The following is a 25,870-nucleotide window of genomic DNA, read 5'->3' on the forward strand; positions in this document are numbered from 1 at the left end:
CACCTGCAAACATGGGATAATTTTCAAACTCAAGAACACTACTTGTCTTAAAAATCCCATCAAATAGAGCATCCTATCCTACTAATTCTTTGAAAATATTGGAGAATATGAAAAATTGAGAGAAGAAATGTTTGCATCTTCCTTCTCTCAACGAATCATTTACTTTATTTAACCATGTCAGGATCGTAATCATAGAATCCTGTATCAAGGAAACGGTTTTTAGGGTGAAGTTTACGCACTTCTTCATCCAGCAAGAAGGCTTGGTCATGGCTAAAGTTGCCCTCTTGAATCAAGCTACGCGCTTGGATAAAGAGTTTTGCAATCTCAACAAAGTTCTGACCAGGTGTATAGAGACCTTCTAATTTCCAGTGAGTGAAACCATGCTCCACCAATTCTGTCAATTTTGTCATCAAATCAAGGTCATTGTTGGCAAAAATGTGGGTTCCATGATTGTCTTCAAAAATGGAATAGTGACTCTCTGGGTCACTTGGCTCAGCCAAGAAGAGGTCACGCTTGCGCGTCTTTTCATCATCTATGTGCGTAAAGTTATAGTAATTTTGCAAGAGCGGACGTTTAGAATGATGGATAACGCTAGCTCCGTAAACCAAAACTTCAGCAGGAATTTCCAAAATCTCTGGCATTTTGAAGAGTTCAGCAGATGGAATTTCACGCGCCAAAACAGCCTCAGATGCGCCAGCCTTTTGTCCCCAGAAGTTAATCTGGCGACTGCTTGTCACCATAGTTGAAGCATCATAGATGGTCTTAAAGGAATAACCATCGCGGTTGACAACGTAAAAGACACCTGCATCCCCAATCGTAATGTAGTCTGTCTTGATTTCTTCCAAAAAGTCTAAGAAAGGCTTGATACGGTCCATCATATCTTGGTGCATGAGGGCATTAACCGCAACGATCAATTCTTTACCAGTATCATGAACCAGATTAGCGATTTCACGCAATTGGTCATGACTAAAGGTCGTTGGCAGACGAAGGCCAAAATCTTTCTCACCAACATAGATACGGTCCACGCCAGCTTCAAGCAGTTGTTCAACTTGTTCAATACTTTCAGCAGTTGCTGTAATGATAATCTTTTCCATAAGAAAAATTATACCACATTTCTGGAAAATCAGCCATTCTTTAAAAATGAAAAGGGACTTTATTCTTATTGTAACCTTTCTGTAATAATTCTCTGCTGAAAAAATGATAAAATAGGTATGTACTGTTAAGGAGAGAATAATGCCCGTAAGAAAATTACAATCCTATGAGGTAGACAATCAAGAAGAATTAAGCCAGCAGGTTCCTCGCTATCAAGATTATACACCTGAAGCACAATCTGATGCCAATCTCAAGGAAATCCTATTTTTTGTTAATATCGCTGTTTTTTGTATCTGTATTGCTATCTTTAGTTTTATCTTTTTAGCATTAAAATTATCACCTGCTCTTGCCTTTGCCGCAGCAATCGGATCCAGCTTACTTGTTTTAAAAGTTCAACGGTCTATTATCAAACGAAAACGTAGAAGATAAATCCAAAATATCGCCCCAACTGGAGCGATATTTTTATTTTTTCTTTTTAGATGGTGTGTGGATGGCTACCTTCACTTCAAAGATTGTTCCCTTTGGTTTATTATCTTTAACAGTAATGGTTCCTTTTAGGGCATCTACAATTTGCTTGGCTAGGGATAAACCTAAACCAAAACCACCTTTTTGGCGGGTTCTAGCCTTGTCCACTCGATAAAAGCGGTCAAATATTTTCTTCTTATCTTCTGCGGAAATACCGACTCCATTGTCAGAAACAAGTAAATACAGATTACGATCAGTCGCTGAAATCATAAAATCAATTTCACCATCCTCCTCAGTATATTTGATGGCATTATCAAATAAGATGGTCATCAGTTGTTTCAAAAGAAGTTGATCCGTGACAATCGTTCGATGGATCCGATTTTCAAAACGAAAGACACGGTCATTTTCAGAAGCAATCATCTCATAGTTTGTGAAAGTCGTATTGAAAAAACTGGTTGGAACTTCTGCAAGTTCCGGCTTAATCCCATCATCTCTACGAGCTAAGTTCAGCAAGTTTGTCGTCAAAAAACGCATATTTCGGACTTCTTCCAAACTAGACGCAATGCTTTCGCTCACATCCATAATGGTTGCTTCTGGCTTACGAAAAAGGGTCTCTAAACGATTTTGCAAAACTGCAAGTGGAGTTCGTAACTCATGACTGGCATTTTCCACAAAGGACTGTTGCTTCTGCATGCTCTCAAGCAGGGGCCGAACACTGACCCTAGCTAGATAGAGACTGGCAAGTAAAGACAAAATCCAGAAACTAGCCATCACAATCACAATCAATTGCTCATGCTTTTGACTGGCTTGCTCCAACTGACTGGTATTAATCAAGACAGCTGCATACTTGATATTGGTTGAAACCGAACTGATATTCGTTTCCATCAAGATCATGCGATAGATTTCTTCTTGTCCATAGCTATTAAAAACCTGAATCTGATAGATATGTCCTAGTTCTTTTTTCTCTAACTTAATCTTATCCAATCCCAAAAATCGATTTCCAGAAAGGAGCTGGGTAAAATTCTTATCAAAAAGAATGACTTCTGTGTTGGAACTGACATTGGGTTTTATCTCAGTCTTGCTAGTATCTGTAGCGGCATTCTCTAAATCTTTAATCTCTTCTGTCGCCCTATTTACTGCCAACTGAATAACTGCCTGAGGATTGTTACTCAAGCCATGGAGCGTATCATCCACCGAAGTATAGAGACTCGAATGCATGACCTGCAAAATAATCAGAGTCATGGTAGAGAAAATCAGGGTGAAGACACCAAAGTTGCGGATAAAGTAACTAAAGTCATCCGCATACCATGTTTTTTTTAGTTTACTGAACATCTTTTAAAATATACCCAACACTACGCAAGGTTTGCAAATTCTCTGCAAAAGTGGTTCCTTTTAATTTCTTACGGACTTTTGAAACATAAACTTCGACAACCGAAATCGTTGTATCACTATCAAATCCCCATAGACGGTCAAAAATCTGAGTCTTCGGCAAAATAACATTTTGATTTTGAAGGAAATAAACTAATAAATCGAACTCTTTCCCCAGCAATTCGACAGGAGTATCTTCTACTTTAACGGTATTGGTTGACAAATTAACCACAATATTTCCATAAGTCAAGGTGTTTTCATTAAACTTACCTGAACGTTTGAGAAGGGCTTGAATCCGCATTTTAAGTTCTTCTAGGTAAAAAGGTTTGGTCAGATAATCATCTGCTCCTAGCTCAAATCCATGTCCCTTGTCATCCAAACTTTCCTTGGCGGTCATAATCAGAACTGGTGTCGTAATTCCTTTTTCACGCAATTCTTTCAAGACTTGGAAACCATTTTTTTCTGGCAACATCAAATCGAGCAAAATCAAGTCATAGACGCCACTCTCAGCTTCGTAGAGACCTTCTTCTCCATCAAAAACCTGCATGACATCCGCAAAATCGTCTAAAAAGTCAAATACTGAATTTGACAGGCCTAGGTCATCCTCAACTAATAAGATTTTTATCATGAGAAACTCCTCCTTATTAAAACCATTATACCAAATTTGCCTTAAAAAAAACTCAACTCTCTGCATTTTATACTCAATGAAAATCAAAGAGCAAACTAGGAAGCTAGCCGCAGGCTGTACTTGAGTACGGTAAGGCGACGCTGACGTGGTTTGAATTTGATTTTCGAAGAGTATTACATGAGATAGCTGAGTTTTATTGTCATTTAGTCTTAATTAGTTAGTTCCGTATTGAAGAACAACTGCTTCCACTGCAGCTTTTTCGCGGTTAATCAAGTCAACACGCGCTGCAATTTCCTTGATTCCCATACCGATGTTACGGCTAAGGGCAAGATCAGAAAGTTGTGGCTCAAAGAATTCCTTGTATTCCGCCAAGCGTTGTTCTGTCTTAAATACGTGAGCAGGAAGGATAACAAAGCTATCAAAGCTCATGTCTCCTCCAAGAGCTGCCTTGATCCAAGCCCAGTTTTCACGCGCCCAAGACCAAGCTGTTTCCTGAGTTGCTTGATGGTTTAAGAACTGGAAGTACCAAGCAGACAGGTCTTGTGGTTTGACCACAAATTTGTCCTTCCAAGAAGCAATCAAGGTTTGGATATTGTCCGCATCTTTACTGTAGGCAAGAGCGGCTGCCAACTGACGTTTAAAGACTGCATCTGTTGCGTGCGTATAAGTATCAAGATAAAGTGCTAACAAGTCTTTAGTCTCATGATGTTTCATCTCATTGATCAGAACTTGTGAGCGAATAGCTGCTGGAAGTCCTGCAAGATTCTCCTTGTGAGCTGCGAAGATTTGGCTAGCAACTTGACTAGCTTCTGCATCATTTGAGCGAATCATCATAGAAATGGCCAACTGACGAACCAATTCATCCTCGTCTGATTCTCCATCTTTAGCTTCAAAACCAAGACGGTCATAGTTGTGACGAGCCAATTTAGCAACTAGTGCTTTGAAGGCTGTTTCAGCTTCTGTTCCTTCGTCGATAAAGCGTTCAAGGGCAGAAATCACTTGAGAAACAGCTGAAACCACAAGGTAAGACTCTTCCTTAGCAAGTTTATCAAGGACTGGGAGCAAGTCAGCATAAGAAATGTGCCCTGCTTCAGCAAGCAAACGACGTTCTTGAACGATCTGCAGTTTGCTTGTGTTATCAAGCTCAACTAGGTCAGCAAGAACAGCATCTAACAAGTCTCCTTGATAGTCTGTAATGTAGTGGGCTGTATTTTCAGTGTTGAGGCGAAGAGCTGTTTTGTTTTCAGCAAGAAGAGCTGCGTAGCCAGGAATTTCTATACTTTCAGTTTCAAGTGTATCTGGCAATCCTTTCCAGTTGCTGTTGAGTGGCACTACCCAGAGGCGATTCTTGTCTTCGTGCTCACCGATGAAAAATTGTTTTTGTGTAATCTTCAAGACATCATTTTCAACTTTGACAATAAGTACTGGGTAACCAGGTTGTTCCAACCAAGAATCCATGAAGGCTGCAACATCACGTCCTGACGCTTGACCAAGGGCATCCCAAAGGTCACGGCCAATTGTATTGCTGTATTGATGTTTTTCAAAGTAAGCGTGCAAACCTTTAGCAAAATCAGCATCACCTAGCCAACGACGAAGCATGTGCATGAGGCGGCTTCCTTTAGCATAGACGATAGCACCGTCAAAGAGGGTATTGATTTCATCTGGGTGTTTAACTTCGACGTGAACAGACTGAACACCATCAGTCGCGTCACGTTTCAATGCAGACGGAACACCACCTGTTTGGAAATCCTCAAAGATATTCCAACTTGGCTCGATGGCATCCACACAGACGTATTCCATCATGTTGGCAAAACTTTCATTAAGCCAAAGGTCATCCCACCATTTCATAGTCACGAGGTTCCCAAACCATTGGTGAGCCAACTCATGTGCTACAACTAGGGCAACTTGTTGGCGGCTAGCAAAGGTTGAGTTCTCATCCACAACTAAGTAAACTTCACGGTAGGTCACAAGACCCCAGTTTTCCATAGCACCAGCTGAGAAGTCAGGAAGGGCGATGTGAAGTGATTGAGGGATTGGATACTTGACTCCGTAGTAATCTTCGTAAAATTCGATTGAGCGAACGGCAATATCTAGTGAGAAATCAAGGTTAGATAGTGGGTGGGCTTTGGTTGAGTAAACACCAACGAGGGTACCGTTTTTAGTTTTAGCCGTCACACCTTGCAAATCACCAGCAACAAAGGCCAACAAGTAAGAAGACATGCGAGGTGTTGTCTCAAACTTCCAGATACCTGTTTCCTTACGGTTTTCAACTTCGATCTCTGGCATGTTTGACAAGGCCAATTCACCTTCTGCTTGGTCAAAACGAAGAGAAAGGTCAAAGGTTGCTTTGGCTTCAGGCTCATCCACACATGGGAAGGCTTCGCGCGCAAAGTGGCTCTCGAACTGGGTAGACAAGACTTCCTTCTTGACACCATCAACTGTGTAGTATGAAGGGTAAATCCCTGTCATGTTGTCTGTGATTTTTCCTGAAAAGGCAAGAACTAATTCAACTTGACCAGCCTCAGCCAATTCGATATGAAGTGCTTCATTTTCATGGTCAACTGTAAATGGACGAGCTTGACCTGCAACTTCTACAGAAGCGATTTCCAAGTCTTTTTGATGAAGGGAAATACGGTCACTCTGTGCTTGACCAGTGATGGTTACCTTCCCAGAAAACGTCTTGGTCTCACGACTCAAGTCTAAAAATAAATCATAGTGTTCAGGAACAAATTGCTTAATAAAATGTTCAACTGCTTGCATAGTTTTCTCCTATCTAAGTTTAAGAGCTAGAGCTCTTCTTCAAACAAACTTATTATATCATGTTTTGCCTAAGAAAAAAGGATTGGACGGTAATTTCCAAAACTTTCTTCCTTCTGCAGTCTAAAGTGGGTAGACCTTGCGAAATTCTTCTAAAACAACCTTGCTGTCAGGTGTAAAAGTCAGCCCAGCCTCCCTCATCCACTCGGTGAAAAAATCTTCATGAACCTGGCGCCAATAGGCTAAAGATTTGTCTCCCTCGCCTTCCTTAAAGGCATGGTCAGCAGAAACTTGATTGAAAGGCTGAACAGAAACCTTTGTAATTTCGACAATGCAGACAGCCTGATTTTGACTATCTAAAATGACATCAAAAGTTCCTTCTTGAGGAAGAGACTCGGCTTCTAGTGCATAAAGGTCGTAGGCTGATGCTGTTGCTGTTTTTTCGCCTTTTAAAACCAAATCTGCTAAAAGCTCTGGTTCCACTCCAAAAGCCCAAGCATCGATTTCATCTCCTATAGAGGGGTTAATTTTCTTGTAGGCATTCCACATTTCTTGCGGTGTCATGGGCGCTCCTTTGTAATTTCTTACTTTCTTCTTTTATATGTTTGAGATGGTCTGGATAGCCAATTTCTAAATCAAAAATCTCTGGAATAGAGCTGTAATGGAGAATGCATCCGATACCCATCTGATTCATTGTTTGTATGAAAGAAACATTCAGATAGCCTGCTACAGCAAAGTCAATCTTTTTCATCCTTGCTTTATCCTGCATATCTCTTAGCATATCTAACATTATTGGACTTTCCATATCATGCCATTGACTGTTTCTCACAGTGGCAAAAATAAAAGAAGTCAAATCATTCATTCCAACTACAATCTTTGAAATGCCCGTTTCCAGTATCCTATCTAAGTCAAAATACGCTGACGGCAATTCAATCATTGTGCCGATTTTCCCAGTAAAACCCTGCTGACGCAATACTGTAATAGCTTGCTTTAACTGCTCAGCATCATTGACAAAAGGAAAGATAATAGATAGATTGGGATTATTTTGATAAACTTCTGTAACGACATGTGCTTCAGCCTGAAATTCATCCGGACACGCCAGCAAACGCTTAGTTCCTCTATATCCAAATAAGGGATGATTTTCATCAAAATACTCTTTAGTCCCCTTTAGACAATTAGCTTCTGTATTCGTTAATTCAGAAAAACGATACCATACCTCTTCATCTGAGTACAAGAAGCAAATAGTGTTTAGATAATCTTTTACAAATTCCTGACAACTTGGTAACAGGATGTTTTGGTTGATCTCTCTCGACAAATACTCCCCACGAATCATTCCAATGTGGTGAAATAGTTGTGGGTAAACTTTTTCAAGAATTTTTTCTCCACTAAGGGCAAGTTGGTTTCTCATCATTCACCTTCCAATTCATGTAAGAAGTCTTGTCCAGTTCTGGAAATCCTAATAATTCAGTCTTAACCTTCAAGACTAATGGCGATGCATTTTCTTCTGTGATTTTTTGAATATCCATCCAAACATATCCCAGCGAATCATTCGCACCATCAGATACAGCTTCCGAAATCGTAACTTGAGGTGCCTCCTCATTCATTTCAACATCATACAAGGCCATGACATGGTGAACCATAACATTTTTTAATTCTTCCCTGACAAAAATATCGTAGATTCGAGGATTGGAGTAGCTTCTAACAGCATATCCCGTCTCTTCCATAACTTCTCTAGTCAGCGTTTCCGTCAGTCCTTCACCAAGTTGCTGTCTGCCTCCAGGTAGATCATACCGATGTCGATAAGGGCCTCTCGTTTTTTCAATGCAGAGTAACTTCCCATTTTCAAAGCAAACAGCGTAGACTCCAAAGTGTCTTTTGATTTCCATCAGATCCTCCTACTTCAAAGACCATCCGCCATCTATTGTCAGAATTTGTCCTTGCATGGCACTCGCTTTCCCACTTGCTAAGAAAAGGCTAATCTCTGCTATTTCCTCTGGCTCAATCCAGCGCTTGATTGGTGTTTCACTAGCAACCCAGTCAGCCAATCCACCTGGCTCAAAGTCCGCAGCAGTCATAGCTGTCTTGACTGCTCCCGGAGCGATACCAAAGATCTGAATCCCAGCTCCAGCATAGTCTAGAGCCAACTGCTTGGTAAATCCAGCCAAAGCATGCTTAGATGAAGTATAGGCGTGTCCACCGCCACCTGCTAGGCTAGAAGCAATGGAGCACATATTGATAATGATTCCTTTTTTATTCTCCAGCATTTGTGTCAAATAATGCCGAGTCAACTCTACTGGAGTCACGTAGTTGATTTCAAAAATCTCTTGAATTTCCTGCGCTGATTGTTCCAATAGGGGTTTGTAATCATCCAAAACTCCAGCAGTATTGCACAAAACATCAACCTGAGGACACCAATCAAAAATAGGCTCCAAGTTCAAGGTCAAATCTCTCTGTAAAAAGTGGAAATCACCCTCTAAGAGTGGATTTTCACCTTGGTCAACTCCATAAACTTGATAGTCCTTCTCTAAAAAAAGTCGAGCCTGAGCCAGGCCGATCCCTGAACTCACTCCCGTAATCAATACACGTCTAGTCATGCACTTCTACCCAATCCGTCGCCAAAACATCACAAGGTGTCGGACTCCACATGGAAAAACCTTCTCCCTCCCCAGAAACGTTGATTAGGAAATAAGGTGTCACTTCAAGTGCAACCCCATTTTGCTCGATGGTGTCAAAAAGTTGGACATAGTTTTCAGCACCTCCCCAACCAGTACGTACATATTTTTTCTTAGCCTTTAATCCAGGCAGGATCTCTTCAAATGTCATGTTTTTCTCCTTTAATATCAATAATTCTCCCCTTCATTATAACAAAAAAACCGCTTTAAAACGGCTTTTTGACTGTGATTTATTTACATCTGCTTCTACTTACGGCAAATTATTCCCTGCTGCAAGATAAATTTCATACCATTCTTTTCTTGTTAAGCTAAAGTTTGCCGCTTGGCTAACTTCTCTCAAGTGATTAGGAGTTGTGGTACCTACGACTGCCTGCATTTTTGCTGGATAACGCAATATCCAAGAAATGGCAATAGTTGAAGAGGTTACTCCATATTTAATAGCTAAACGATCAAGTACTTGATTTAAAGCTTGAAATTTCTCATTTCCAACAAAATTCCCTTTAAAATACCCAAATTGTAAGACAGACCATGCTTGAATGACCACATCGTGTAATTTGCAATATTCAAAAATGCTGCCATCTCGCATAGCTGCTTGACTATCTTCCATATTAACATGAAAACCTGATTCGAATCCTGGTGTAAAAGCCGCACTCAATTGTAGCTGATTAACAGCTAACGGCTGCTTGACATCTTTTTTAAGCAACTCCATCATCATAGGATTTTGATTAGAAACTCCAAAATTTCGAACCTTACCTTGTTTATAAAGGAGATCAAAGGCTTCTGCTACTTGGTCAGATTCCATCAAAGCATCTGGTCGATGAAGGAGCAAGCTATCTAGATGATCTATCTTCAATCTTTGCAAAATTCCGTCAACTGATTTTATAATATAGTCCTTAGAAAAATCAAAATAGGTAAATTCTTCAATGCGAATTCCACATTTTGACTGAATCCACATCTCTTCTCTTAAATCTTGACGATTTTTTAGGACAAGACCTAACAGTTCTTCACAACGACCACGACCATAAATATCAGCCAAGTCAAAAGCATTGATTCCAACAGACAGTGCTGTTTCTACAAGCTCTTCAACTTCTTTTACAGACTTATCTTCTATTCTCATCATTCCGAGAACAATTTCTGATAATTCTTTGTCACCTTGACCAAGAGTTATGTATCTCATCAAATTTTTCTCCTTTGATTCTACATTCTTCAATTAATTATAACAAAAAACCGCTTTGCAACGGCTTTTTGACTATATTTCACTCCATGTTATCTTCTTAAACCCATGAAACAAGACAAAGATTCAAATATTATAGAGCCTCTATTTTTACCCAATCACACTTCCGTTTGGTACAGCTGGATCAACTGTGAGAAGGGTTAATTGTCCATCATGTTCAGCTGATAGGATCATACCTTGGCTGACATATTTTTTCATCATTTTACGTGGTTTGAGATTGGCAACGATTTGAACTTTCTTGCCGACCAATTCTTGTTCGTTTGGATAGTATTTTGCAATTCCTGAGAGGATTTGACGATCTTCTCCATCACCAGCATCCAGACGGAATTGAAGTAACTTATCAGAACCTTCCACTTTAGAAACTTCTCTGACTTCTGCAACGCGGATTTCAACCTTGTCAAAGTCTTCAAACTTGATTTCTTCCTTATTGAGTTTGAGTTCAACTTCGTCTGGATTCCATTCTTTTTCGACTGCTGGTTTGTTACCTTCCATTTGTTCCTTGATATAGGCGATTTCTTCTTCCATATCCAAACGTGGGAAGATTGGTGTTCCTTTGGCAACGACAGTGACACCTGCAGGAAAGTCAGCCAAGCTCAAGTTTTCAAGACTAGAAACTTCATCCAAGCCAAGTTGATTCAAGACTGCACGACTGGTTTCCATCATAAACGGCTCAATCAAGTGAGCAACGACACGAAGGCTAGCTGCCAAATGACTCATGACACTTGCCAATTGGTCACGAAGAACTTCATCCTTAGCCAAGACCCATGGAGCTGTCTCGTCGATGTATTTGTTAGTACGAGAGATCAGAGTCCAGACTGCTTCTAAAGCACGTGGGTAGTCAACTGCTTCCATGTAGGTGTGGTAGTCAGCGATTGATTGTTCTGCAACGTCAGCAAGAGCATGGTCAAACTCTGTTACACCCTCTACATAGGCAGGGACTTGCCCGCCAAAGTACTTATTAATCATAGAAACCGTACGGTTGAGGAGGTTTCCAAGGTCATTGGCCAATTCGTAGTTGATACGGCCTACATAGTCTTCAGGAGTGAAGGTTCCGTCTGAACCAACTGGAAGGCTACGCATGAGATAGTAACGAAGTGGATCTAGTCCATAACGCTCTACCAACATTTCAGGGTAAACGACATTCCCTTTAGATTTAGACATTTTGCCGTCTTTCATGACGAACCAACCGTGAGCAATCAAACGATCTGGCAATTTGATATCCAACATCATAAGAAGGATTGGCCAGTAGATTGAGTGGAAACGAAGGATGTCTTTTCCTACCATGTGGAAGACTGTGCCATTCCAGAATTTGTCAAAGTTACCATGTTCATCTTGACCGTATCCAAGCGCTGTCGCATAGTTAAGAAGGGCATCAATCCAAACGTATACAACGTGTTTAGGATTTGATGGTACCGGCACACCCCATGTAAAGGTTGTACGAGAAACCGCCAAATCCTCTAAACCTGGCTCAATAAAGTTGCGAAGCATTTCATTCAGACGACCATCTGGAGTGATAAATTCAGGATGAGCTTTGAAAAATTCCACCAGACGATCTTGGTATTTGCTGAGGCGAAGGAAGTATGATTCTTCAGAAACCCATTCCACTTCGTGACCTGATGGAGCAATACCGCCAGTTACATTTCCAGCTTCATCACGGAATACTTCTGCGAGCTGGCTTTCTGTAAAGAATTCCTCATCTGAAACTGAATACCAACCAGAGTATTCACCCAAATAGATGTCATCTTGAGCCAGCAAGCGTTCAAAGACTTGTGCGACAACTTTTTCATGGTAGTCATCAGTTGTACGGATAAATTTATCGTATGAGATATCTAGTAATTGCCAGAGTTCTTTGACTCCAACTGCCATCCCATCAACATAGGCTTGAGGTGTAATGCCAGCTTCTTCTGCTTTCTGCTGGATTTTCTGACCGTGCTCATCAAGACCTGTCAGATAAAAGACATCGTAACCCATCAGGCGTTTGTAACGGGCTAGGACATCACAGGCGATGGTTGTGTAGGCAGAACCAATATGAAGTTTACCAGATGGATAGTAAATCGGTGTTGTAATATAAAAATTCTTTTCAGACATAATTTTTCCTTTCCAGGCAAATGAAACCTGTTTTTCTAACACTTCATTATATCACATTTTTAATGATTTTCGATAGGGAAATCCATACAAAAACAAGATAGACAAGTGTCCATCTTGTTTAACTTATTCATAACGAAGGGCTTCAATTGGATCAAGTTTCGAAGCCTTGTTGGCTGGCAAAACTCCAAAAATCATACCCACACTAGCCGAAACTGCAAGACTAAATAGGGCAACTGGGATTGATACTCCCACTTCTATACCCGCAATCAAACCTTGCAAGAGTATGCCAGCTATAGCGGTTAAGCCTGTCGCAATGGTTAAACCAATGACTCCACCAAGCAAGGTCAATATCATGGATTCAATCAAAAACTGGATTAAAATATTAGCACGTGTTGCACCCAAAGCCTTACGGAGACCAATCTCACGCGTACGCTCCGTCACCGAAACCAGCATGATGTTCATAACACCAGTCCCTCCAACAAAAAGGGAAATTCCTGCAATGGCACTAATAATCGTAGTTATAAAGCCGAACAATTGTTGTACTTCTTGGAAGGCTGCAGTCGCATCTGACACCTGATACTCCCCTTGCTGAAGACCAGCAATTTCGGTCAATTTTCTAGCTAATTCTGGTCCCACAGTTGGTGTCAAACTGGTATCATTGACACGGAAGACAATATCAGAAATTTCATCCATATTGAAGTTGTTGGCAAGAGAAATATTAGTCGTAATCGGAAGTCCACCAATACCAAAAGTCTTGGCAGTCTTGGCCTCATCGCTGGTATAGACACCAATGACACGATAGCTAAAGCCACCAACATCTATAACCTGGTTAACAGCTTCTTGAGCAGATCCAAACAGACTATTAGCAAGTTCTTGGTCTAGTAAAATGACACTGGCCACATCTTTATAATCCTGAGCTATGAAACTGCGGCCTGCAACAATTTCATTTTCAACCGCCTTCATGTAAGTAATATTTCCACCTGTCAAGCTAGCTCGCTCCACTTTTTTGTCTTTATAAGACAGGGTGGTATTGGTCGAGTTGGTTACATAGTAACTGTCCACCCCTTTAACTTTAGCAGCCTCCTTGACCCAAGCTTCTTGTGGTTTTGGTGGCTCCACAGGAACATCCTCTTCTTTCCCAGAAACCGTCAAAGCTGATTGTTTTTGGGTAAAAGAACCGTCTTTACTTTTAATAGGCGAGAAAAAGACATGAATATTCTTCTGTGACTTGGTCATGTTTTTATTGACCTGACGAGACATGGAATCCCCCAGAGCCATAATCACAACAACTGATGAAACACCAATGATAATCCCAATCATAGTAAGAAAAGAGCGCATCTTATGTGCCATGATAGATGAAAAGGCAAATTTCAGATTCTGCATCTTAGTTTTCCTCCTTTTCTAACTGCGCACTGTCAGACGAAATAACTCCATCTCGAATGACAATCTGGCGTTTGGCATAAGCAGCGATTTCAGGCTCATGCGTTACCATGATAATAGTTTTTCCTTCTTTATTTAGTTCAACCAATAGTTGCATGATTTGGTTACCTGTTTTGGTATCCAAGGCTCCTGTCGGTTCGTCCGCTAGGATAATAGAAGGATTGTTTACCAAGGCACGCGCGATAGCTACACGTTGCTTTTGACCACCAGATAATTCCGAAGGCAAATGATGACTACGTTCTGTCAATTCAACCTTATCTAAATACTCCTCAGCTAACTTGCGACGTTTTGAAGCCGAAACTCCCGCGTAAATCAAGGGCAATTCTACGTTTTGCAGAGCGTTAAGTTTAGATAGAAGAAAAAACTGCTGAAAGACAAAACCGATTTGTTGATTGCGGACCTTGGCTAGTTGTTTTTCACCGAGTCCAGCTACTTCTTGGCCTTCAAGATAATATTCTCCACTGGTTGGTGTATCCAACATACCAATCGTATTCATGAGAGTAGACTTACCCGAACCAGATGGTCCCATGATGGCAACAAATTCACCCTCATTCACTTCTAGGTTGATATTTTTGAGAACCTGCAGTTCTTGGTCACCGTTACGGTAGCTTCTGCAGATATTTTTTAGACTAATTAGTTGCTTCATCAGCCTTCACCTCTTTTCCTTCCTCTAGAGAAGACGTTGGGTTACTGATGACCTTGACTCCATTTGTCAGACCTGAAGTGATTTCTTGGTTGTCTGCATCAGCATTGCCCAAACCAACTTCCACTTTCTTAGCCTTTTTCTGCTCGTCAAGCACCCAGACATAGTTCTTATCATTTTCAGTCACAACACTTGTTAGAGGAACCAAAATGGCTTTACTCTTATTCTTAACCTCAACACTTACTGAGAATCCTTGTTTCAAATCACCGATTTCACTTGTAACATCGATGGTATATGGATATTTAGAACCAGAATTACCACCTGTTGCGGCAGTAGCTGCACTTGCTGCTTCACCACTAGTTTTAGGATAGTCAGAGATATAGCTAATCTTACCTGTCCAGCTCTTATCTTGGTAAACTTTAGAAGTAAAGGTTACTTCTTGTCCTACAGAGAGGTTGGCAAGGTTATATTCAGATAGTTCACCCTTAACTTGCAAGTTTTCATTACTTACGACATGAACGACTACTTGACTAGCTCCTGTTGGAGATTTAGAAACATTGTGGTTGACTTCAACCACAGTTCCCTCCAGGGTACTGAGAACCGTCATGGCATCCAACTGACTTTGAGCCTTACTTAATTGCGCTTCTGCATCTGCACGAGCATCACGGGCATCACCTAGTTGTGCATCAATAGATGAAACTGCATTTCCTGAGACTGGAGCTGGAGTTTGCCCTGCAGCTCCTTCGCCTCCTGCTGGTGCTGGTAACTGTGGAGCCGGAGCTGAAGCGGCTTCATTTCGTGCTTGATTGAGTTCATTGATATGACGATCTGCCTTAGCTACTGCTCGGCTAGCTGAATCATAGGCCGCCTGGGCTTCTGAACTACTGTACTTGACTAAAGCCTGTCCTTCGCTGACCTTATCACCCACAGAAACAAGGATTTCATCTAAATCTCCCTTACTAGCATCAAAATAAACATATTGTTCATTTTTTGCTGTTACTGTCCCTGACAATAAAACAGAGGACGCCACGCTTCCTTCCTTGGCAACAACAAGATGAGTAGGCTCATCTTTTACAGCGGTCTGAGATGGTTGTCTAAAGAGCAAAATCCCCCCAGCACCTAATACAACTACACTTGCAGCACCGATTGCTGCATACAATTGCCACTTTTTAGCTTTACCATTCTTCTTCATAATGAAACTCCTTTTTGATTTAAAGTTCTTAACAATATTATATAAAAATTAGCAAATATAAACAATAACCGTTCAGAACGAAATAATGACATTTCAGGATTTGATTATTATTCGGAATCTATTTTTTACCACCATTGTACTAGTTATATAATACACTTTATTTTTCTTTTTTGCAAGCTTTTTCTTTAATTTTTTTGAACGTAGCAGATTTTTGCAATCAAATCAAAAAAAAGATAGAATATGACTATCAAAAAATGACACTCTACTATTTAAAAGAGTATAAAGGAGTTTTCAATGAGAGAATATGATATCATTGCTATCGGTGGAGGTAGCGGAGGAATTGCTACCATGAACCGTGCTGGTGAACACGGAGCTAAAGCGGCCGTTATTGAGGAAAAGAAACTAGGTGGAACCTGCGTCAACGTCGGCTGTGTTCCTAAGAAAATCATGTGGTACGGGGCGCAAATCGCTGAGACTTTCCATCAATTTGGAGAAGACTACGGCTTTAAGACTACTGATCTTAACTTTGACTTTGCAACCCTACGTCGTAATCGTGAAGCCTACATTGATCGCGCTCGTTCTTCTTATGATGGCAGTTTTAAACGCAACGGCGTAGACTTGATTGAAGGTCATGCTGAATTTGTAGATTCTCATACTGTCAGCGTAAATGGTGAACTCATTCGTGCCAAGCATATCGTGATTGCGACTGGTGCCCATCCAAGTATTCCAAACATTCCCGGTGCTGAACTAGGTGGCTCTTCTGATGATGTATTTGCCTGGGAAGAATTGCCAGAGTCAGTTGCAATTCTAGGCGCCGGTTATATCGCTGTTGAATTGGCTGGCGTACTCCACACCTTTGGTGTCAAGACAGATCTCTTTGTTCGTCGTGATCGTCCTTTACGTGGTTTTGATTCTTACATCGTTGAAGGTTTGGTAAAGGAAATGGAAAGAACAAACTTGCCACTTCATACTCACAAAGTCCCTGCCAAGTTAGAAAAAACTGCTGAGGGCATTACCATTCATTTCGAAGATGGTACTAGTCACACAGCTAGCCAAGTTATCTGGGCTACTGGTCGCCGCCCAAACGTTAAGAGTTTGCAACTTGAAAAAGCTGGAGTGACTCTGAACGAACGTGGCTTTATCCAAGTAGATGAATACCAAAATACTGTTGTTGAGGGAATCTATGCTCTAGGTGATGTAACAGGCGAAAAAGAACTAACTCCAGTTGCTATCAAGGCTGGACGTACTTTGTCTGAACGTCTCTTTAACGGCAAAACAACTGCTAAAATGGACTACACAACTATTCCAACCGTTGTCTTTTCACACCCTGCTATCGGAACTGTTGGTTTGACAGAAGAGCAAGCTATTAAAGAATACGGTCAAGAGCAAATCAAGGTTTACAAATCAAGCTTTACTTCTATGTACTCTGCTTGCACTTGCAACCGTCAAGAAACTCGTTTCAAATTGATCACAGCTGGTTCAGAAGAAAAAGTTGTCGGACTTCATGGAATTGGCTACGGTGTTGATGAAATGATTCAAGGTTTCGCAGTTGCCATTAAAATGGGAGCAACCAAGGCAGACTTTGATTCAACTGTAGCGATTCACCCAACTGCATCCGAAGAATTTGTAACCATGCGTTAATCAAAGCAAAAGAAGCTGATACAAATGTGTCTACTTCTTTTTTAATGTCTTACAAATCTACAAAAAATTATCCAACTTAACCAGTAAGCAAAATCGGCCGTTACAGTTTTTGTTACCTTTGTTATAAAAATAGGTTGACAATAATTACTCTACGAGTATAATAGTTACTATACATCAGAAAAGAGGTTAACTATTTTGAAAAAAGCTCACGTTTATGCCATCCCTGCTATTGGGGCTGCTCTCATTGCTGTTTTAGCACAAATCAGTCTTCCAATTGGACCTGTCCCCTTCACTCTGCAAAACTTTGCAATCGGCTTGATTGCTACTGTCTTTAGACCGAGGGAGGCTGTACTTTCTGTTGGACTCTATCTTCTTCTAGGTGCTATCGGTCTTCCTGTCTTTGCAGGAGGTGGAGCTGGTTTTCAGGCTTTAGTTGGTCCTACTGCAGGCTATCTTTGGTTTTATCTTGTTTATTCTGGACTTACCTCTTCTCTAACTAACAGTGATAGTGGTTTTGTCAGAATTTTTCTAGCAAATCTCTTGGGAGATACACTTGTTTTTGTCGGTGGGATCCTCAGCTTGCATTTCCTAGCTGGAATGGCATTTGAAAAAGCTCTTATTGTGGGGGTCATTCCCTTTATCATTCCAGATCTTGGTAAACTTCTGGCTATTAGTTTTATTAGTCGTCCCCTACTTCAACGCCTTAAAAATCAGGCTTACTTTGCTAACTAAAAAAGGATATCGAGTTGTCATGACTCAATATCCTTTTCTTTCATTTTGAAAACTTAGTTGCCTTTAAAAGCATCCACCATTGTTTGAAATTCTTCATTAGAGAGAGTAATTCCTTTACCCATTTTAGTATGATCTGGACTCCAAGCACGAATATCAAACTTTGCAGGAGCACCATTAAAGCTCACACGGTTGATTTCCTTAGTCCAACCTTTTTCGTTTTCAGAAAGAGTCAACAAGTGCTCTTCGATTTTAAAAGTAAATTCTGCCATTTTCTTCTCCTTTTTTAGCTTTCATTTGATTATTCGTAAAATCTTGTAGATTTTAGGAAAATTTTATATAATATTGATATAAAAGAAGGGAGGCCAATATGAGACATAAATTCCAGCAAGTTCTAGATAAAATACATGACTTTTTAAATGGACATGACCAACCTGACCAGACTGAAAGTAACTCCCTTACAGCCACTATTGAAGAGGCTATCCAGAAACAAACCGCTGTTCACCTTATCTTGTCTGAGACAAGTTTTACAGGTGACATCATCAAATACGATCAGCAACGCCAGCAAATTATCGTGAAAAATTTTGCCAAAAATATGAGCCGTATTATCCGCATAAGCGATATTCAACGCCTACGATTTGTCCCTTCCACCGTCCAAACAGCCCAAAAAAATAGATTTAAGAAAGAGTGAGATGTAGTTGATTCATCCCACTCTTTTTTCTTAGCGAACTTGTTCAAAATGTAAATGAACCGCGATATGATCTCCATAACCACTTCTTTCCAAGTCACGTTGTAGACGATAGGAAATGTAGTGTTCTGCGATGGTAATGTAACCTGCTCCCAGTAAACGATGTTCAACCAAAGACTGAATCATGCTGATAGTGGCACGTTCTACCTTGGCTTCCTCCAAGTCCAAAACCACTTTCTTAGTGACTTGTGCAAGGTTTTGACGCAAATCATCTGTCAATACATAGACAGTCTGAGCTGCCTTTAAGATAGCTTGGTAAATCTTATCTGGATTAAATTCAGCAATTTCACCATCACGTTTGATTACTTGCATAGGTTTCTCCTTTATTCTTTGTTTTCTTTGATTTCTGCCAACATTTTTTCTTCTTCTGCTGTCAGTTGATAATTTTCTAACAAATCAGGTCTGCGCTCGTAGGTTTTCTTTAAGCTCTCATACAATCGCCACTGACGAATCTTTTCATGGTGCCCGCTCATCAATACATCTGGTACAACCATACCTCGATAATCATAGGGACGTGTGTACTGAGGATATTCAAGAAGGCCAGAAGAAAAACTATCATCTTGATGGCTAGACTCCTTGCCAATTACTTCTGGAATCAGGCGAACTGTAGCATCAATCATGGTCATAGCCGCCAATTCTCCTCCAGTAAGGACATAATCCCCCAAGGAAATCTCATCTGTCACCAAGGTCTTAATGCGCTCATCATAGCCCTCATAGTGACCGCAGATAAAGATAAGTTCTTCCTCTTGAGCCAAATCCTCAGCATAAGCCTGATCAAACTGCTTCCCAGCTGGGTCTAGGAGAATGACGCGAGGATTTTTCTTTTCAATAGCATCAAAGGCATCGAAAATAGGTTGGGCTCGGAGCAACATACCCTGACCACCTCCATATGGTTCATCATCGACGTGACGAGCCTTTTCAGCATTTTCTCGGAAATTATGATACTGGATATCCAAGAGACCTTTTTCACGAGCCTTTCCAACGATTGAGTGCTCTAGCGGAGAAAACATCTCTGGAAAGAGGGTTAAAATATCAATCTTCATCGTCTAACCCTTCTAAGATTTCCACATCGACGCGGTTATTTGGAATATCAACATTGAGAACCACTGGTGGGATATAAGGTAATAACAAATCACGCTTGCCTTTTCGCTTGACCACCCAGACATCGTTGGCACCTGGTTGTAGGATTTCTTTGATGGTTCCAATCAAGTTATCACCCTCATAGACTTCCAAACCGATAATCTCGTGATAATAAAATTCACCATCATCTAGATCGTCCAAATCTTCCTCAGCAACCTTGAGACTGTATCCTTTGTACTTTTCGATAGCATTGATATGGTACATGTCTTTGAATTTAATAATGTCAAAGTTCTTCTGTTTACGGTGGCTAGCAATGGTCACTGTTTGAACAAACTGATTTTTTTCATCAAACAAGGCCAGCTCAGCCCCTTTTTTAAACCGTTCTTCTGCAAAATCTGTCACAGACAAGACTCGCATCTCACCTTGCAACCCTTGCGTATTGACGATTTTCCCAACATTAAAGTAGTTCATCTTGTCTCCTGTATCTATTTCTATCCTTTATTTTATCACGTTCTATGGATTTTCACAAGTTGGAGGAAGATACATAGAGGGGCCTATAGTCCCAAAAGTGCTAATAATTTTCTCTTTAATGTTAATTTATATTTAAAAGATGAGATATTTACATTCCCGTTATACATATTGCTATAAAATGTATATTCCCCAATTTCACCCTGACTTGTTTTCCATTTCATTCTTAAACTAGGCATATTCTCTGGTAAATTTGTATGAATCAATAAGCATGTATAATTCTTTAAATTTTTAACTGTATGCAGTTTATTATTAACAATCAAACAATTGCTTTTTGAATCATAGTTTAAAGAATAAAATTCTACTATTTCAATATCAACTTCTTTGGGATAAAAAATCAAATGATTAAAAGGTTTGCTACTTACATTATGTGTAAATTCATGAATATAGTGAAACTTTGTATGTAAAGATTCAAACTCGAATGGTTTAATTTCCTTGATTTCAATATTATTGATATAAACCTTATTCTGGAAAGTTATCTTTATAATCACAACAATAAATGTCGCAATTTGTAAAATTCGTAATAGCCAATCAATACACATTGACCAATCTATGTTAAAAACACAATCAATATTCATTCTTCTTTCAGTTTCCTTTCAGAAATCCTTCCAAATCTCGTTCATGTTGGTACTTAATGGCTGCAGTTTTATCTTTCTCAAAGATAGTTTTAGTAAGGTCAATATGATTAATAGCTGCGATTGCGACGGTGTAGTGAATGATATCAGCCAGTTCTTTGGCAAGTTCCTCGTTCGAGTCCTGAACCCCCTCTTTTCGACCAGAGCGCCCATTCAAAACTTCGGCTACTTCTCCGACTTCCTCCACTAGCTTGATAAAAAGACCTTCCTCAGTCCTAGACTGCCGGTAATGTTCGAGTAAGTAGTCTTGTAATTGTCTAAACGTTAAATCTTTCATCCTCTATTCCTCACAAAAAAGCGAGACATTCGTCCCGCCCTTCTTATTTTTCGTCAATAACGATTCTTACTTTTTTGTCTTCAGTTGGGACAGAGTAGACAATCGTTCTTATCGCAGAAATAGTGCGACCCTTACGACCGATTACACGACCCACATCGCTTTGATCAAGATCCAAGTGATATTCCAAAAATTCTGGTGTATCTTCAATCTTGATAGTTAAGGCATCTGGTTGTGAAATCAAGGGTTTCACAATCGCAATAATGAGATTTTCAATCGTATCCATCTGTCAACCTACTTTAAACTTATTTTGAGAATTTAGAATCGTGGAATTTCTTCAATACGCCTTCTTTTGAAAGGATGTTACGAACTGTATCTGAAGGTTGAGCTCCATCAGCCAACCATGCAAGAACGCGGTCTTCTTTCAAAGTTACTTGGTTTTCAGCAACAAGTGGGTTGTAAGTTCCAACTGTTTCGATGAAACGTCCGTCACGTGGTGAACGTGAATCTGCTACGTTAATACGGTAGAAAGGTTTTTTCTTAGAACCCATACGAGTCAAACGGATTTTTACTGCCATTTTTAATATCTCTTTTCTTTAATTTTTTATTTGAGTGAAATAGCTGAGCTATTTAGCACATGTTCTATTATAGCAGATTTCTAACAGGTGTCAAGAAAAAAACTTGACAGAGTTTGAATTTTTTAAACCATTTAGAAATTTGTTAGAATTTTCAAGAAAAATCATGAAGAGAATGTCATGGATACTATTATAGAAACATTTTATAAAGACTATCAAGTCTAACCCTTTATCTCTCCTGAACGTGATTTGGATGCCTGACTCCTAAATCCAAAACCTGTTCCCAAGCGAAATATCAAGGATTTTAAGAACGATATCTACTAATTAATTTATAAAATATGAATTAATAGATTCTAAATAGGGGAATAATTTAGTTCTGTAAAAATTAACTTCTACACCTACAAAGCTTATTCTGACAGACTTTATAACAGTCTAAGAAAAAAAGTAGAGATTCATACAGTATCTAGATTTTCCAAAAATTTTTTATCATAAAATATTATTAACGAAACTATCCAAATCAAATCCGATGATTGCTTCAAAGAATACTTTAGTTGTTTGACTAGCGAGGGTTTTTATTAAAAATTTTTTTCAAATAATTACCACATTGACACATAAAATTCTTGCTTTCTAAATTTAAGTGTGATATATTTATAACATAACATTTAAATGTTATATATTTATAACATGAAAAAGGAGTCTATCATGAAAAAAAGTCAAAAAATGCGTGGCCTCATTGCAATGATTGCCGTAGCTCTCTTTATTGATTTTATTGTTTTATTTGGTTCTAATCTTAGTTGGGGACCCAAGTTAGTTATTACTGGTATTTCAGTGTCAGGTCAAATTGTAGCTATTTGGAGCTGGCTACATAAGAGTCAGAAAGGTAAGGGAAAGATTATTTTTGACTTGTCTGCTAAGCTTTACACGATACTTGTGTTTGCAGCAAGCATTTTTTATACAGTAGGAATTTGGGTTGCAACCCCTAGCGTAAGTTCTGGTATTAAAGAATGGATTTTGGGAATTATCCTCGTTATTGAAGTGATTGGATTTAGTTTTTTCTCTTTAAAAAATGTCAAGGAAACTCCGGACGAACGCTTTTATGCTAATTTAGCAAAGGCAGCTAGCTTGATGTTTGTTTTTATACTAGGCGCACTGATGATTCTAGCAGTTATCATTGGGTATATGGGGTCTCTCACTCTTTACATGGGACAGATATTTATTAGCATAGCTGTCTTGATTTGCATCTTTGCGGTTGTCTATTTTATCTTGGAACGTAGAGGATAAGCATGGCCAAAGAAAGCAAGATTATTACTAATCTCAAATCTGTTCGTGAGTCCACAGGCATGACCCAGCAGGAGTTAGCCGACCGCATCGGCATGCGACGCGAGACAATTCTGCACTTGGAAAATAATCGTTACAATCCTTCGCTGGAAATGGCTCTTAAAATTGCTCAAGTTTTTAATCTAAAAGTAGAAGATCTCTTTGAACTCAGACAGAAAGAGGAAGCATAATTCTTTTCGAGACCTAGTATTAAGTTCATTGATTAATTAGGAATTGAATTCAAAAGAAAAATCCTTTGAAAATGTGCTCTTTATAAATATAGTAATTCTTTCAAATTAACCTTTACTAATTGTGATGCCTTACGAGCTTTCTTAAGACCTGGTTGGAAAAACTATGATTTGAATAACCTTCAGTAAATGCTTAAAATCAATGTTTTCCAACTTTTTCAGAAAACAGAATTTCATCTAATTTGAATAAATTTCAGTTGAATGGTGTGAATTTCACCCCAAAAAATCAAAAAAATGAGCTAGAATGTACCGAAAAGTTCACACCACTATTTAGATGATTTTTTATTTTGCCTGTTTTTACCTATGGTCTTACCCACGACAAAAATTATAGAGCCAAAAAACCCTAGTCACACATTTGAACTAGGTTTTTACGTTGCTTTGATTAACAAGATTACCAAATCTTTCAGAATTACATTTTCTATTTTATAGAAAAATATTAATAATAAATTATGTAAATTCAATCTAATTTCTATAAGTTTGCTCCCATTTTTTCATTTCTTCAACGATACTTCTTAGAGCAATACCTTTTTTTGTCATTTTATATTCAACCTGTGGAGGCGATGTCGGTAAAACTTTTCTTGATAAAATACCTTCTTGCTCGAAATCATGTAACCGTTGAGCTAATATTCTAGGATTAATACCTTCTACACTACGCAAAAGACTACCATAATGTATATTACCATTAATAATTTCAGATAAAATCTCAAGAGTAAATTTACCCTTTAGTAAATTCAAGACCCTTCTTGCTGGACAAATTGATTTTTTCAAAGGTTGCATCTTGCAAGTCTCCATTCATTTCCTCCTTTTTTGATAGTTACTATACTTTTTTTCCCTTCTTGTTTTATAAATAATTACATGATAAATTAATTATATCACTTGAAGGGAGAAATTACTATGGACATTATAACTAAGTTTGACCGTATTGAAGATATTCTCGGCAGTCCTGATGGAAGATACTTTGGTAATGGATATACACAAGTAAAATATTTTCAGAAAGTTAAACATATTACTTTTGAAGGAATTGAGTCAGTATTTGAAATCAACTATCCGAAGAGTTGGTCAACTAAGAAAAATATTGAGTCAATAAAACCACATTTTAGCTCTTTAGATTCTATTGTACTTGCTGTGAAACTAGTCAGCGATTTTCTTAGAGAAGAATTAGTCATAGAAGAGGACACAATCAATAATGCTCTAATTTCTAGTTTCTCGGTAAAAGCAGGAAAATCTCTTGTAGAAGATTTGAAAAATGTTACAGCAAAATTGAGCTTATCATCTGATGATAAGCTATCCTTCAAGGGAAGGATAGCTTCGTTTTCGGTTGAATTAGTTGTCGATTTATTTGATGACTCAAAACAACTTAAAATAAATTCTGGAGAAGATTACTATTTTTCAAACTTTAAAACAGTTGATACCAAACTAACTGATATTTCGGTGAAAACAGAATTAAATTCTATTTCAGCTACTACTTCTTTTTCCTATTCAGATAAATTTAGTGGTATTGAATCAGCACATCTCTTGAAAAAGAGATTACCATCTATCTTAGACCATATAATTGTAACAGCTGAACTTACGGAAGTGTTACATTCATATTTGGACAGAACCCCTAGAGAATTTTCGAAAACATTGATAATGCGTAAAATTAAAATCCTACGCAACCTTTCAAACGATTCACAGTTAAGTGAAGGCAACATTAAAGTTCAAGTTCTAAAAACTAAAATAGTACCTTTAAAAGGAAAGAATGTTCGAGTTAGTGATATGATTTCAAAACTTGGAGAGTCAACATTGATATATTCCGTGGCTCAAGAGCTATAAGATAAATAGAAAGAGGACTAATATGAAAATAGCAATTTCAGGAACTTATTCGACAGGAAAAACGACAACAACTTTAGCACTAGCTTTTTATACTGGTTTACCACGTACACACGCAAAAACTATGAGAGAGATTCTTCCCATAGCTTTACCCGGAAAAAGATTAGAAGACGCCACTGGTCCTGAGCTGGTTCAATTAGGAATTCGTCGTCTAATGGAGCGAGCAGTTAGGGAGTCTCATCTTGACTCTTTTGTTTCTGATGGCTCCTCTTTACATGAATGGGTATACGGTATGGTGAGAACCGAATTAGGAATGAATCCCAACCAAGAGACAGATAAAGGAAATATTATTTTAACTGATGACCTCAAATATCTTAGAGAAGTTATGAAAAATTTTGGGTCTGTTGCAAAAGACTATGCTAAAGAAACTTATGAATCATTTGTACATTTGCCTATTGAATTTCCTTTAGCTCCAGATGGCCATCGTCCTGTGTCAGAATTATTTAGAAAACGCTCAAACGATTTGCTATTAATAACACTGGATGAATTAAAAATTCCTTACCATATCGTGGGCGGTACTATCGAGGAAAGACTCCAGAAGATTTCAGAAATTTATCAACTAAAACCTGTAATAAGTATTGAACAAGCAGTTTCTTTAGCAAAAAAGGAAGCGCAAAACTATAATATCGTTCAGGAGGGTAAATAAT

Annotated in this window: 31 protein-coding genes; 8 read left to right on the top strand and 23 right to left on the bottom strand. The window is 38.9% G+C overall.

Going from position 1 to position 25,870, the window contains the following annotated elements; all coding sequences use genetic code 11:
* Nucleotides 1-164: 164 nt before the first annotated feature.
* Complete coding sequence (locus QMQ21_RS02050) at nt 165-1,094, bottom strand: peptidase U32 family protein (protein ID WP_261813812.1); 930 nt, start codon at nt 1,092-1,094, stop codon at nt 165-167.
* Between the two features lie 139 nt (nt 1,095-1,233).
* Between QMQ21_RS02050 and QMQ21_RS02055 the strand changes: the two genes are divergently transcribed.
* Entirely contained in the window at nt 1,234-1,521 is a 288-nt protein-coding gene (locus QMQ21_RS02055; protein ID WP_001145221.1) for a DUF3270 domain-containing protein, read from the top strand.
* A gap of 33 nt (nt 1,522-1,554) precedes the next feature.
* On the opposite strand, the gene ciaH is transcribed toward QMQ21_RS02055, so the two are convergent.
* The 13 genes from ciaH to QMQ21_RS02120 all read right to left on the bottom strand — a co-directional run bounded on the left by ciaH (nt 1,555) and on the right by QMQ21_RS02120 (nt 15,582).
* Nucleotides 1,555-2,889: a two-component system sensor histidine kinase CiaH gene (gene ciaH / locus QMQ21_RS02060; RefSeq protein WP_261813813.1), complete on the bottom strand. Its 1,335-nt coding sequence runs from the start codon at nt 2,887-2,889 to the stop codon at nt 1,555-1,557.
* A complete protein-coding gene (gene ciaR, locus QMQ21_RS02065) occupies nt 2,879-3,553 on the bottom strand; it encodes a two-component system response regulator CiaR (RefSeq protein ID WP_000590639.1) in 675 nt (224 codons plus the stop codon). Before ciaR ends, ciaH begins: the two co-directional genes overlap by 11 nt.
* A 213-nt stretch (nt 3,554-3,766) precedes the next feature.
* Nucleotides 3,767-6,313: a M1 family metallopeptidase gene (locus QMQ21_RS02070; protein ID WP_261813815.1), complete on the bottom strand. Its 2,547-nt coding sequence runs from the start codon at nt 6,311-6,313 to the stop codon at nt 3,767-3,769.
* 120 nt (nt 6,314-6,433) lie between these two features.
* The gene (locus QMQ21_RS02075) at nt 6,434-6,874 is read right to left on the bottom strand and encodes an ASCH domain-containing protein (RefSeq protein ID WP_078238302.1); all 441 of its coding nucleotides are present in this window, start codon (nt 6,872-6,874) and stop codon (nt 6,434-6,436) included.
* Nucleotides 6,834-7,718, bottom strand: a complete 885-nt coding sequence (locus QMQ21_RS02080) for a putative PEP-binding protein (RefSeq protein WP_284521273.1) — start codon at nt 7,716-7,718, stop codon at nt 6,834-6,836. Before QMQ21_RS02080 ends, QMQ21_RS02075 begins: the two co-directional genes overlap by 41 nt.
* The gene (locus tag QMQ21_RS02085) at nt 7,696-8,196 is read right to left on the bottom strand and encodes an NUDIX hydrolase (protein WP_004256498.1); all 501 of its coding nucleotides are present in this window, start codon (nt 8,194-8,196) and stop codon (nt 7,696-7,698) included. Before QMQ21_RS02085 ends, QMQ21_RS02080 begins: the two co-directional genes overlap by 23 nt.
* Nucleotides 8,197-8,205: 9 nt before the next feature.
* Complete coding sequence (locus QMQ21_RS02090; protein WP_261048264.1) at nt 8,206-8,904, bottom strand: 3-oxoacyl-ACP reductase; 699 nt, start codon at nt 8,902-8,904, stop codon at nt 8,206-8,208.
* On the bottom strand, nt 8,897-9,133 hold the full coding sequence (locus tag QMQ21_RS02095; RefSeq protein ID WP_000141913.1) for a DUF2829 domain-containing protein: 237 nt from the start codon (nt 9,131-9,133) through the stop codon (nt 8,897-8,899). Before QMQ21_RS02095 ends, QMQ21_RS02090 begins: the two co-directional genes overlap by 8 nt.
* Before the next feature lie 99 nt (nt 9,134-9,232).
* The gene (locus tag QMQ21_RS02100) at nt 9,233-10,159 is read right to left on the bottom strand and encodes an aldo/keto reductase (protein WP_261813817.1); all 927 of its coding nucleotides are present in this window, start codon (nt 10,157-10,159) and stop codon (nt 9,233-9,235) included.
* 147 nt (nt 10,160-10,306) lie between these two features.
* On the bottom strand, nt 10,307-12,304 hold the full coding sequence (gene metG, locus QMQ21_RS02105; RefSeq protein ID WP_261813818.1) for a methionine--tRNA ligase: 1,998 nt from the start codon (nt 12,302-12,304) through the stop codon (nt 10,307-10,309).
* 123 nt (nt 12,305-12,427) lie between these two features.
* Nucleotides 12,428-13,687 carry an ABC transporter permease gene (locus QMQ21_RS02110; RefSeq protein WP_020902963.1) on the bottom strand — a complete coding sequence of 420 codons (1,260 nt, stop codon included), beginning with the start codon at nt 13,685-13,687 and terminating at the stop codon, nt 12,428-12,430.
* A gap of 1 nt (nt 13,688) precedes the next feature.
* Nucleotides 13,689-14,390, bottom strand: a complete 702-nt coding sequence (locus QMQ21_RS02115; protein ID WP_000811471.1) for an ABC transporter ATP-binding protein — start codon at nt 14,388-14,390, stop codon at nt 13,689-13,691.
* The gene (locus QMQ21_RS02120) at nt 14,374-15,582 is read right to left on the bottom strand and encodes an efflux RND transporter periplasmic adaptor subunit (protein ID WP_031236889.1); all 1,209 of its coding nucleotides are present in this window, start codon (nt 15,580-15,582) and stop codon (nt 14,374-14,376) included. The genes QMQ21_RS02115 and QMQ21_RS02120 overlap by 17 nt, the downstream gene beginning before the upstream one ends.
* Before the next feature lie 291 nt (nt 15,583-15,873).
* Between QMQ21_RS02120 and gor the strand changes: the two genes are divergently transcribed.
* Nucleotides 15,874-17,220 (top strand): glutathione-disulfide reductase, encoded by a 1,347-nt coding sequence (gene gor / locus QMQ21_RS02125; protein ID WP_070527182.1) that lies wholly within the window; start codon nt 15,874-15,876, stop codon nt 17,218-17,220.
* 195 nt (nt 17,221-17,415) lie between these two features.
* Nucleotides 17,416-17,952, top strand: coding sequence for a biotin transporter BioY (locus QMQ21_RS02130; protein WP_049502149.1), 537 nt, complete (start codon nt 17,416-17,418; stop codon nt 17,950-17,952).
* Between the two features lie 53 nt (nt 17,953-18,005).
* Here the strand turns inward: QMQ21_RS02130 and QMQ21_RS02135 are convergent, their stop codons facing one another.
* A complete protein-coding gene (locus QMQ21_RS02135; RefSeq protein ID WP_000807437.1) occupies nt 18,006-18,221 on the bottom strand; it encodes a YdbC family protein in 216 nt (71 codons plus the stop codon).
* A gap of 98 nt (nt 18,222-18,319) precedes the next feature.
* Here QMQ21_RS02135 and QMQ21_RS02140 point away from each other — a divergent pair, with 98 nt between their 5' ends.
* Complete coding sequence (locus tag QMQ21_RS02140; RefSeq protein WP_049502150.1) at nt 18,320-18,640, top strand: hypothetical protein; 321 nt, start codon at nt 18,320-18,322, stop codon at nt 18,638-18,640.
* A 30-nt stretch (nt 18,641-18,670) separates the two neighbouring features.
* Here the strand turns inward: QMQ21_RS02140 and QMQ21_RS02145 are convergent, their stop codons facing one another.
* The 7 genes from QMQ21_RS02145 to rpsP all read right to left on the bottom strand — a co-directional run bounded on the left by QMQ21_RS02145 (nt 18,671) and on the right by rpsP (nt 21,792).
* On the bottom strand, nt 18,671-19,009 hold the full coding sequence (locus tag QMQ21_RS02145; RefSeq protein ID WP_001196039.1) for an ATP cone domain-containing protein: 339 nt from the start codon (nt 19,007-19,009) through the stop codon (nt 18,671-18,673).
* 11 nt (nt 19,010-19,020) lie between these two features.
* Nucleotides 19,021-19,740 carry a tRNA (guanosine(37)-N1)-methyltransferase TrmD gene (gene trmD / locus QMQ21_RS02150; protein ID WP_000686916.1) on the bottom strand — a complete coding sequence of 240 codons (720 nt, stop codon included), beginning with the start codon at nt 19,738-19,740 and terminating at the stop codon, nt 19,021-19,023.
* On the bottom strand, nt 19,730-20,248 hold the full coding sequence (gene rimM, locus QMQ21_RS02155; RefSeq protein WP_261813819.1) for a ribosome maturation factor RimM: 519 nt from the start codon (nt 20,246-20,248) through the stop codon (nt 19,730-19,732). The genes trmD and rimM overlap by 11 nt, the downstream gene beginning before the upstream one ends.
* A gap of 83 nt (nt 20,249-20,331) precedes the next feature.
* Nucleotides 20,332-20,883: a hypothetical protein gene (locus tag QMQ21_RS02160; RefSeq protein WP_261813820.1), complete on the bottom strand. Its 552-nt coding sequence runs from the start codon at nt 20,881-20,883 to the stop codon at nt 20,332-20,334.
* Between the two features lie 7 nt (nt 20,884-20,890).
* Nucleotides 20,891-21,217, bottom strand: a complete 327-nt coding sequence (locus tag QMQ21_RS02165; RefSeq protein ID WP_247935345.1) for a MazG nucleotide pyrophosphohydrolase domain-containing protein — start codon at nt 21,215-21,217, stop codon at nt 20,891-20,893.
* A gap of 43 nt (nt 21,218-21,260) precedes the next feature.
* Entirely contained in the window at nt 21,261-21,500 is a 240-nt protein-coding gene (kphA, locus tag QMQ21_RS02170) for an RNA-binding protein KphA (protein ID WP_000379617.1), read from the bottom strand.
* A gap of 19 nt (nt 21,501-21,519) precedes the next feature.
* Entirely contained in the window at nt 21,520-21,792 is a 273-nt protein-coding gene (gene rpsP / locus QMQ21_RS02175) for a 30S ribosomal protein S16 (RefSeq protein WP_000268760.1), read from the bottom strand.
* Nucleotides 21,793-22,491: 699 nt separating this feature from the next.
* On the opposite strand from rpsP, the gene QMQ21_RS02180 reads away from it, so the two are divergent.
* Both QMQ21_RS02180 and QMQ21_RS02185 read left to right on the top strand, forming a co-directional pair.
* A complete protein-coding gene (locus QMQ21_RS02180) occupies nt 22,492-23,070 on the top strand; it encodes a hypothetical protein (protein ID WP_261813821.1) in 579 nt (192 codons plus the stop codon).
* A 2-nt stretch (nt 23,071-23,072) separates the two neighbouring features.
* A complete protein-coding gene (locus tag QMQ21_RS02185; protein ID WP_001041099.1) occupies nt 23,073-23,297 on the top strand; it encodes a helix-turn-helix transcriptional regulator in 225 nt (74 codons plus the stop codon).
* Between the two features lie 519 nt (nt 23,298-23,816).
* Here the strand turns inward: QMQ21_RS02185 and QMQ21_RS02190 are convergent.
* Nucleotides 23,817-24,146, bottom strand: coding sequence for a winged helix-turn-helix transcriptional regulator (locus tag QMQ21_RS02190; protein ID WP_000447029.1), 330 nt, complete (start codon nt 24,144-24,146; stop codon nt 23,817-23,819).
* A gap of 102 nt (nt 24,147-24,248) precedes the next feature.
* Between QMQ21_RS02190 and QMQ21_RS02195 the strand changes: the two genes are divergently transcribed.
* Nucleotides 24,249-25,166, top strand: coding sequence for an AvrD family protein (locus tag QMQ21_RS02195; RefSeq protein ID WP_000351501.1), 918 nt, complete (start codon nt 24,249-24,251; stop codon nt 25,164-25,166).
* Nucleotides 25,167-25,188: 22 nt separating this feature from the next.
* A complete protein-coding gene (locus QMQ21_RS02200; RefSeq protein ID WP_000684424.1) occupies nt 25,189-25,869 on the top strand; it encodes an AAA family ATPase in 681 nt (226 codons plus the stop codon).
* The last annotated feature ends 1 nt before the right edge of the window (nt 25,870 follow it).

It is taken from the genome of Streptococcus bouchesdurhonensis (assembly GCF_948472335.1).

What these genes read in the sequence shown, in the direction of transcription:
- QMQ21_RS02090 (WP_261048264.1), bottom strand. Translation starts at nt 8,904, where the DNA reads ATGACTAGACGTGTATTGATTACGGGAGTGAGTTCAGGGATCGGCCTG.
- QMQ21_RS02185 (WP_001041099.1), top strand. Translation starts at nt 23,073, where the DNA reads ATGGCCAAAGAAAGCAAGATTATTACTAATCTCAAATCTGTTCGTGAG.
- QMQ21_RS02085 (WP_004256498.1), bottom strand. Translation starts at nt 8,196, where the DNA reads ATGGAAATCAAAAGACACTTTGGAGTCTACGCTGTTTGCTTTGAAAAT.
- rpsP (WP_000268760.1), bottom strand. Translation starts at nt 21,792, where the DNA reads ATGGCAGTAAAAATCCGTTTGACTCGTATGGGTTCTAAGAAAAAACCT.
- ciaR (WP_000590639.1), bottom strand. Translation starts at nt 3,553, where the DNA reads ATGATAAAAATCTTATTAGTTGAGGATGACCTAGGCCTGTCAAATTCA.
- QMQ21_RS02180 (WP_261813821.1), top strand. Translation starts at nt 22,492, where the DNA reads ATGAAAAAAAGTCAAAAAATGCGTGGCCTCATTGCAATGATTGCCGTA.
- QMQ21_RS02135 (WP_000807437.1), bottom strand. Translation starts at nt 18,221, where the DNA reads ATGGCAGAATTTACTTTTAAAATCGAAGAGCACTTGTTGACTCTTTCT.
- trmD (WP_000686916.1), bottom strand. Translation starts at nt 19,740, where the DNA reads ATGAAGATTGATATTTTAACCCTCTTTCCAGAGATGTTTTCTCCGCTA.
- QMQ21_RS02140 (WP_049502150.1), top strand. Translation starts at nt 18,320, where the DNA reads ATGAGACATAAATTCCAGCAAGTTCTAGATAAAATACATGACTTTTTA.
- QMQ21_RS02055 (WP_001145221.1), top strand. Translation starts at nt 1,234, where the DNA reads ATGCCCGTAAGAAAATTACAATCCTATGAGGTAGACAATCAAGAAGAA.
- QMQ21_RS02200 (WP_000684424.1), top strand. Translation starts at nt 25,189, where the DNA reads ATGAAAATAGCAATTTCAGGAACTTATTCGACAGGAAAAACGACAACA.
- QMQ21_RS02190 (WP_000447029.1), bottom strand. Translation starts at nt 24,146, where the DNA reads ATGGAGACTTGCAAGATGCAACCTTTGAAAAAATCAATTTGTCCAGCA.
- gor (WP_070527182.1), top strand. Translation starts at nt 15,874, where the DNA reads ATGAGAGAATATGATATCATTGCTATCGGTGGAGGTAGCGGAGGAATT.
- QMQ21_RS02115 (WP_000811471.1), bottom strand. Translation starts at nt 14,390, where the DNA reads ATGAAGCAACTAATTAGTCTAAAAAATATCTGCAGAAGCTACCGTAAC.
- rimM (WP_261813819.1), bottom strand. Translation starts at nt 20,248, where the DNA reads ATGAACTACTTTAATGTTGGGAAAATCGTCAATACGCAAGGGTTGCAA.
- QMQ21_RS02080 (WP_284521273.1), bottom strand. Translation starts at nt 7,718, where the DNA reads ATGAGAAACCAACTTGCCCTTAGTGGAGAAAAAATTCTTGAAAAAGTT.
- QMQ21_RS02070 (WP_261813815.1), bottom strand. Translation starts at nt 6,313, where the DNA reads ATGCAAGCAGTTGAACATTTTATTAAGCAATTTGTTCCTGAACACTAT.
- QMQ21_RS02160 (WP_261813820.1), bottom strand. Translation starts at nt 20,883, where the DNA reads ATGAATATTGATTGTGTTTTTAACATAGATTGGTCAATGTGTATTGAT.
- ciaH (WP_261813813.1), bottom strand. Translation starts at nt 2,889, where the DNA reads ATGTTCAGTAAACTAAAAAAAACATGGTATGCGGATGACTTTAGTTAC.
- metG (WP_261813818.1), bottom strand. Translation starts at nt 12,304, where the DNA reads ATGTCTGAAAAGAATTTTTATATTACAACACCGATTTACTATCCATCT.
- kphA (WP_000379617.1), bottom strand. Translation starts at nt 21,500, where the DNA reads ATGGATACGATTGAAAATCTCATTATTGCGATTGTGAAACCCTTGATT.
- QMQ21_RS02100 (WP_261813817.1), bottom strand. Translation starts at nt 10,159, where the DNA reads ATGAGATACATAACTCTTGGTCAAGGTGACAAAGAATTATCAGAAATT.
- QMQ21_RS02110 (WP_020902963.1), bottom strand. Translation starts at nt 13,687, where the DNA reads ATGCAGAATCTGAAATTTGCCTTTTCATCTATCATGGCACATAAGATG.
- QMQ21_RS02165 (WP_247935345.1), bottom strand. Translation starts at nt 21,217, where the DNA reads ATGAAAGATTTAACGTTTAGACAATTACAAGACTACTTACTCGAACAT.
- QMQ21_RS02075 (WP_078238302.1), bottom strand. Translation starts at nt 6,874, where the DNA reads ATGACACCGCAAGAAATGTGGAATGCCTACAAGAAAATTAACCCCTCT.
- QMQ21_RS02095 (WP_000141913.1), bottom strand. Translation starts at nt 9,133, where the DNA reads ATGACATTTGAAGAGATCCTGCCTGGATTAAAGGCTAAGAAAAAATAT.
- QMQ21_RS02050 (WP_261813812.1), bottom strand. Translation starts at nt 1,094, where the DNA reads ATGGAAAAGATTATCATTACAGCAACTGCTGAAAGTATTGAACAAGTT.
- QMQ21_RS02145 (WP_001196039.1), bottom strand. Translation starts at nt 19,009, where the DNA reads ATGCAAGTAATCAAACGTGATGGTGAAATTGCTGAATTTAATCCAGAT.
- QMQ21_RS02195 (WP_000351501.1), top strand. Translation starts at nt 24,249, where the DNA reads ATGGACATTATAACTAAGTTTGACCGTATTGAAGATATTCTCGGCAGT.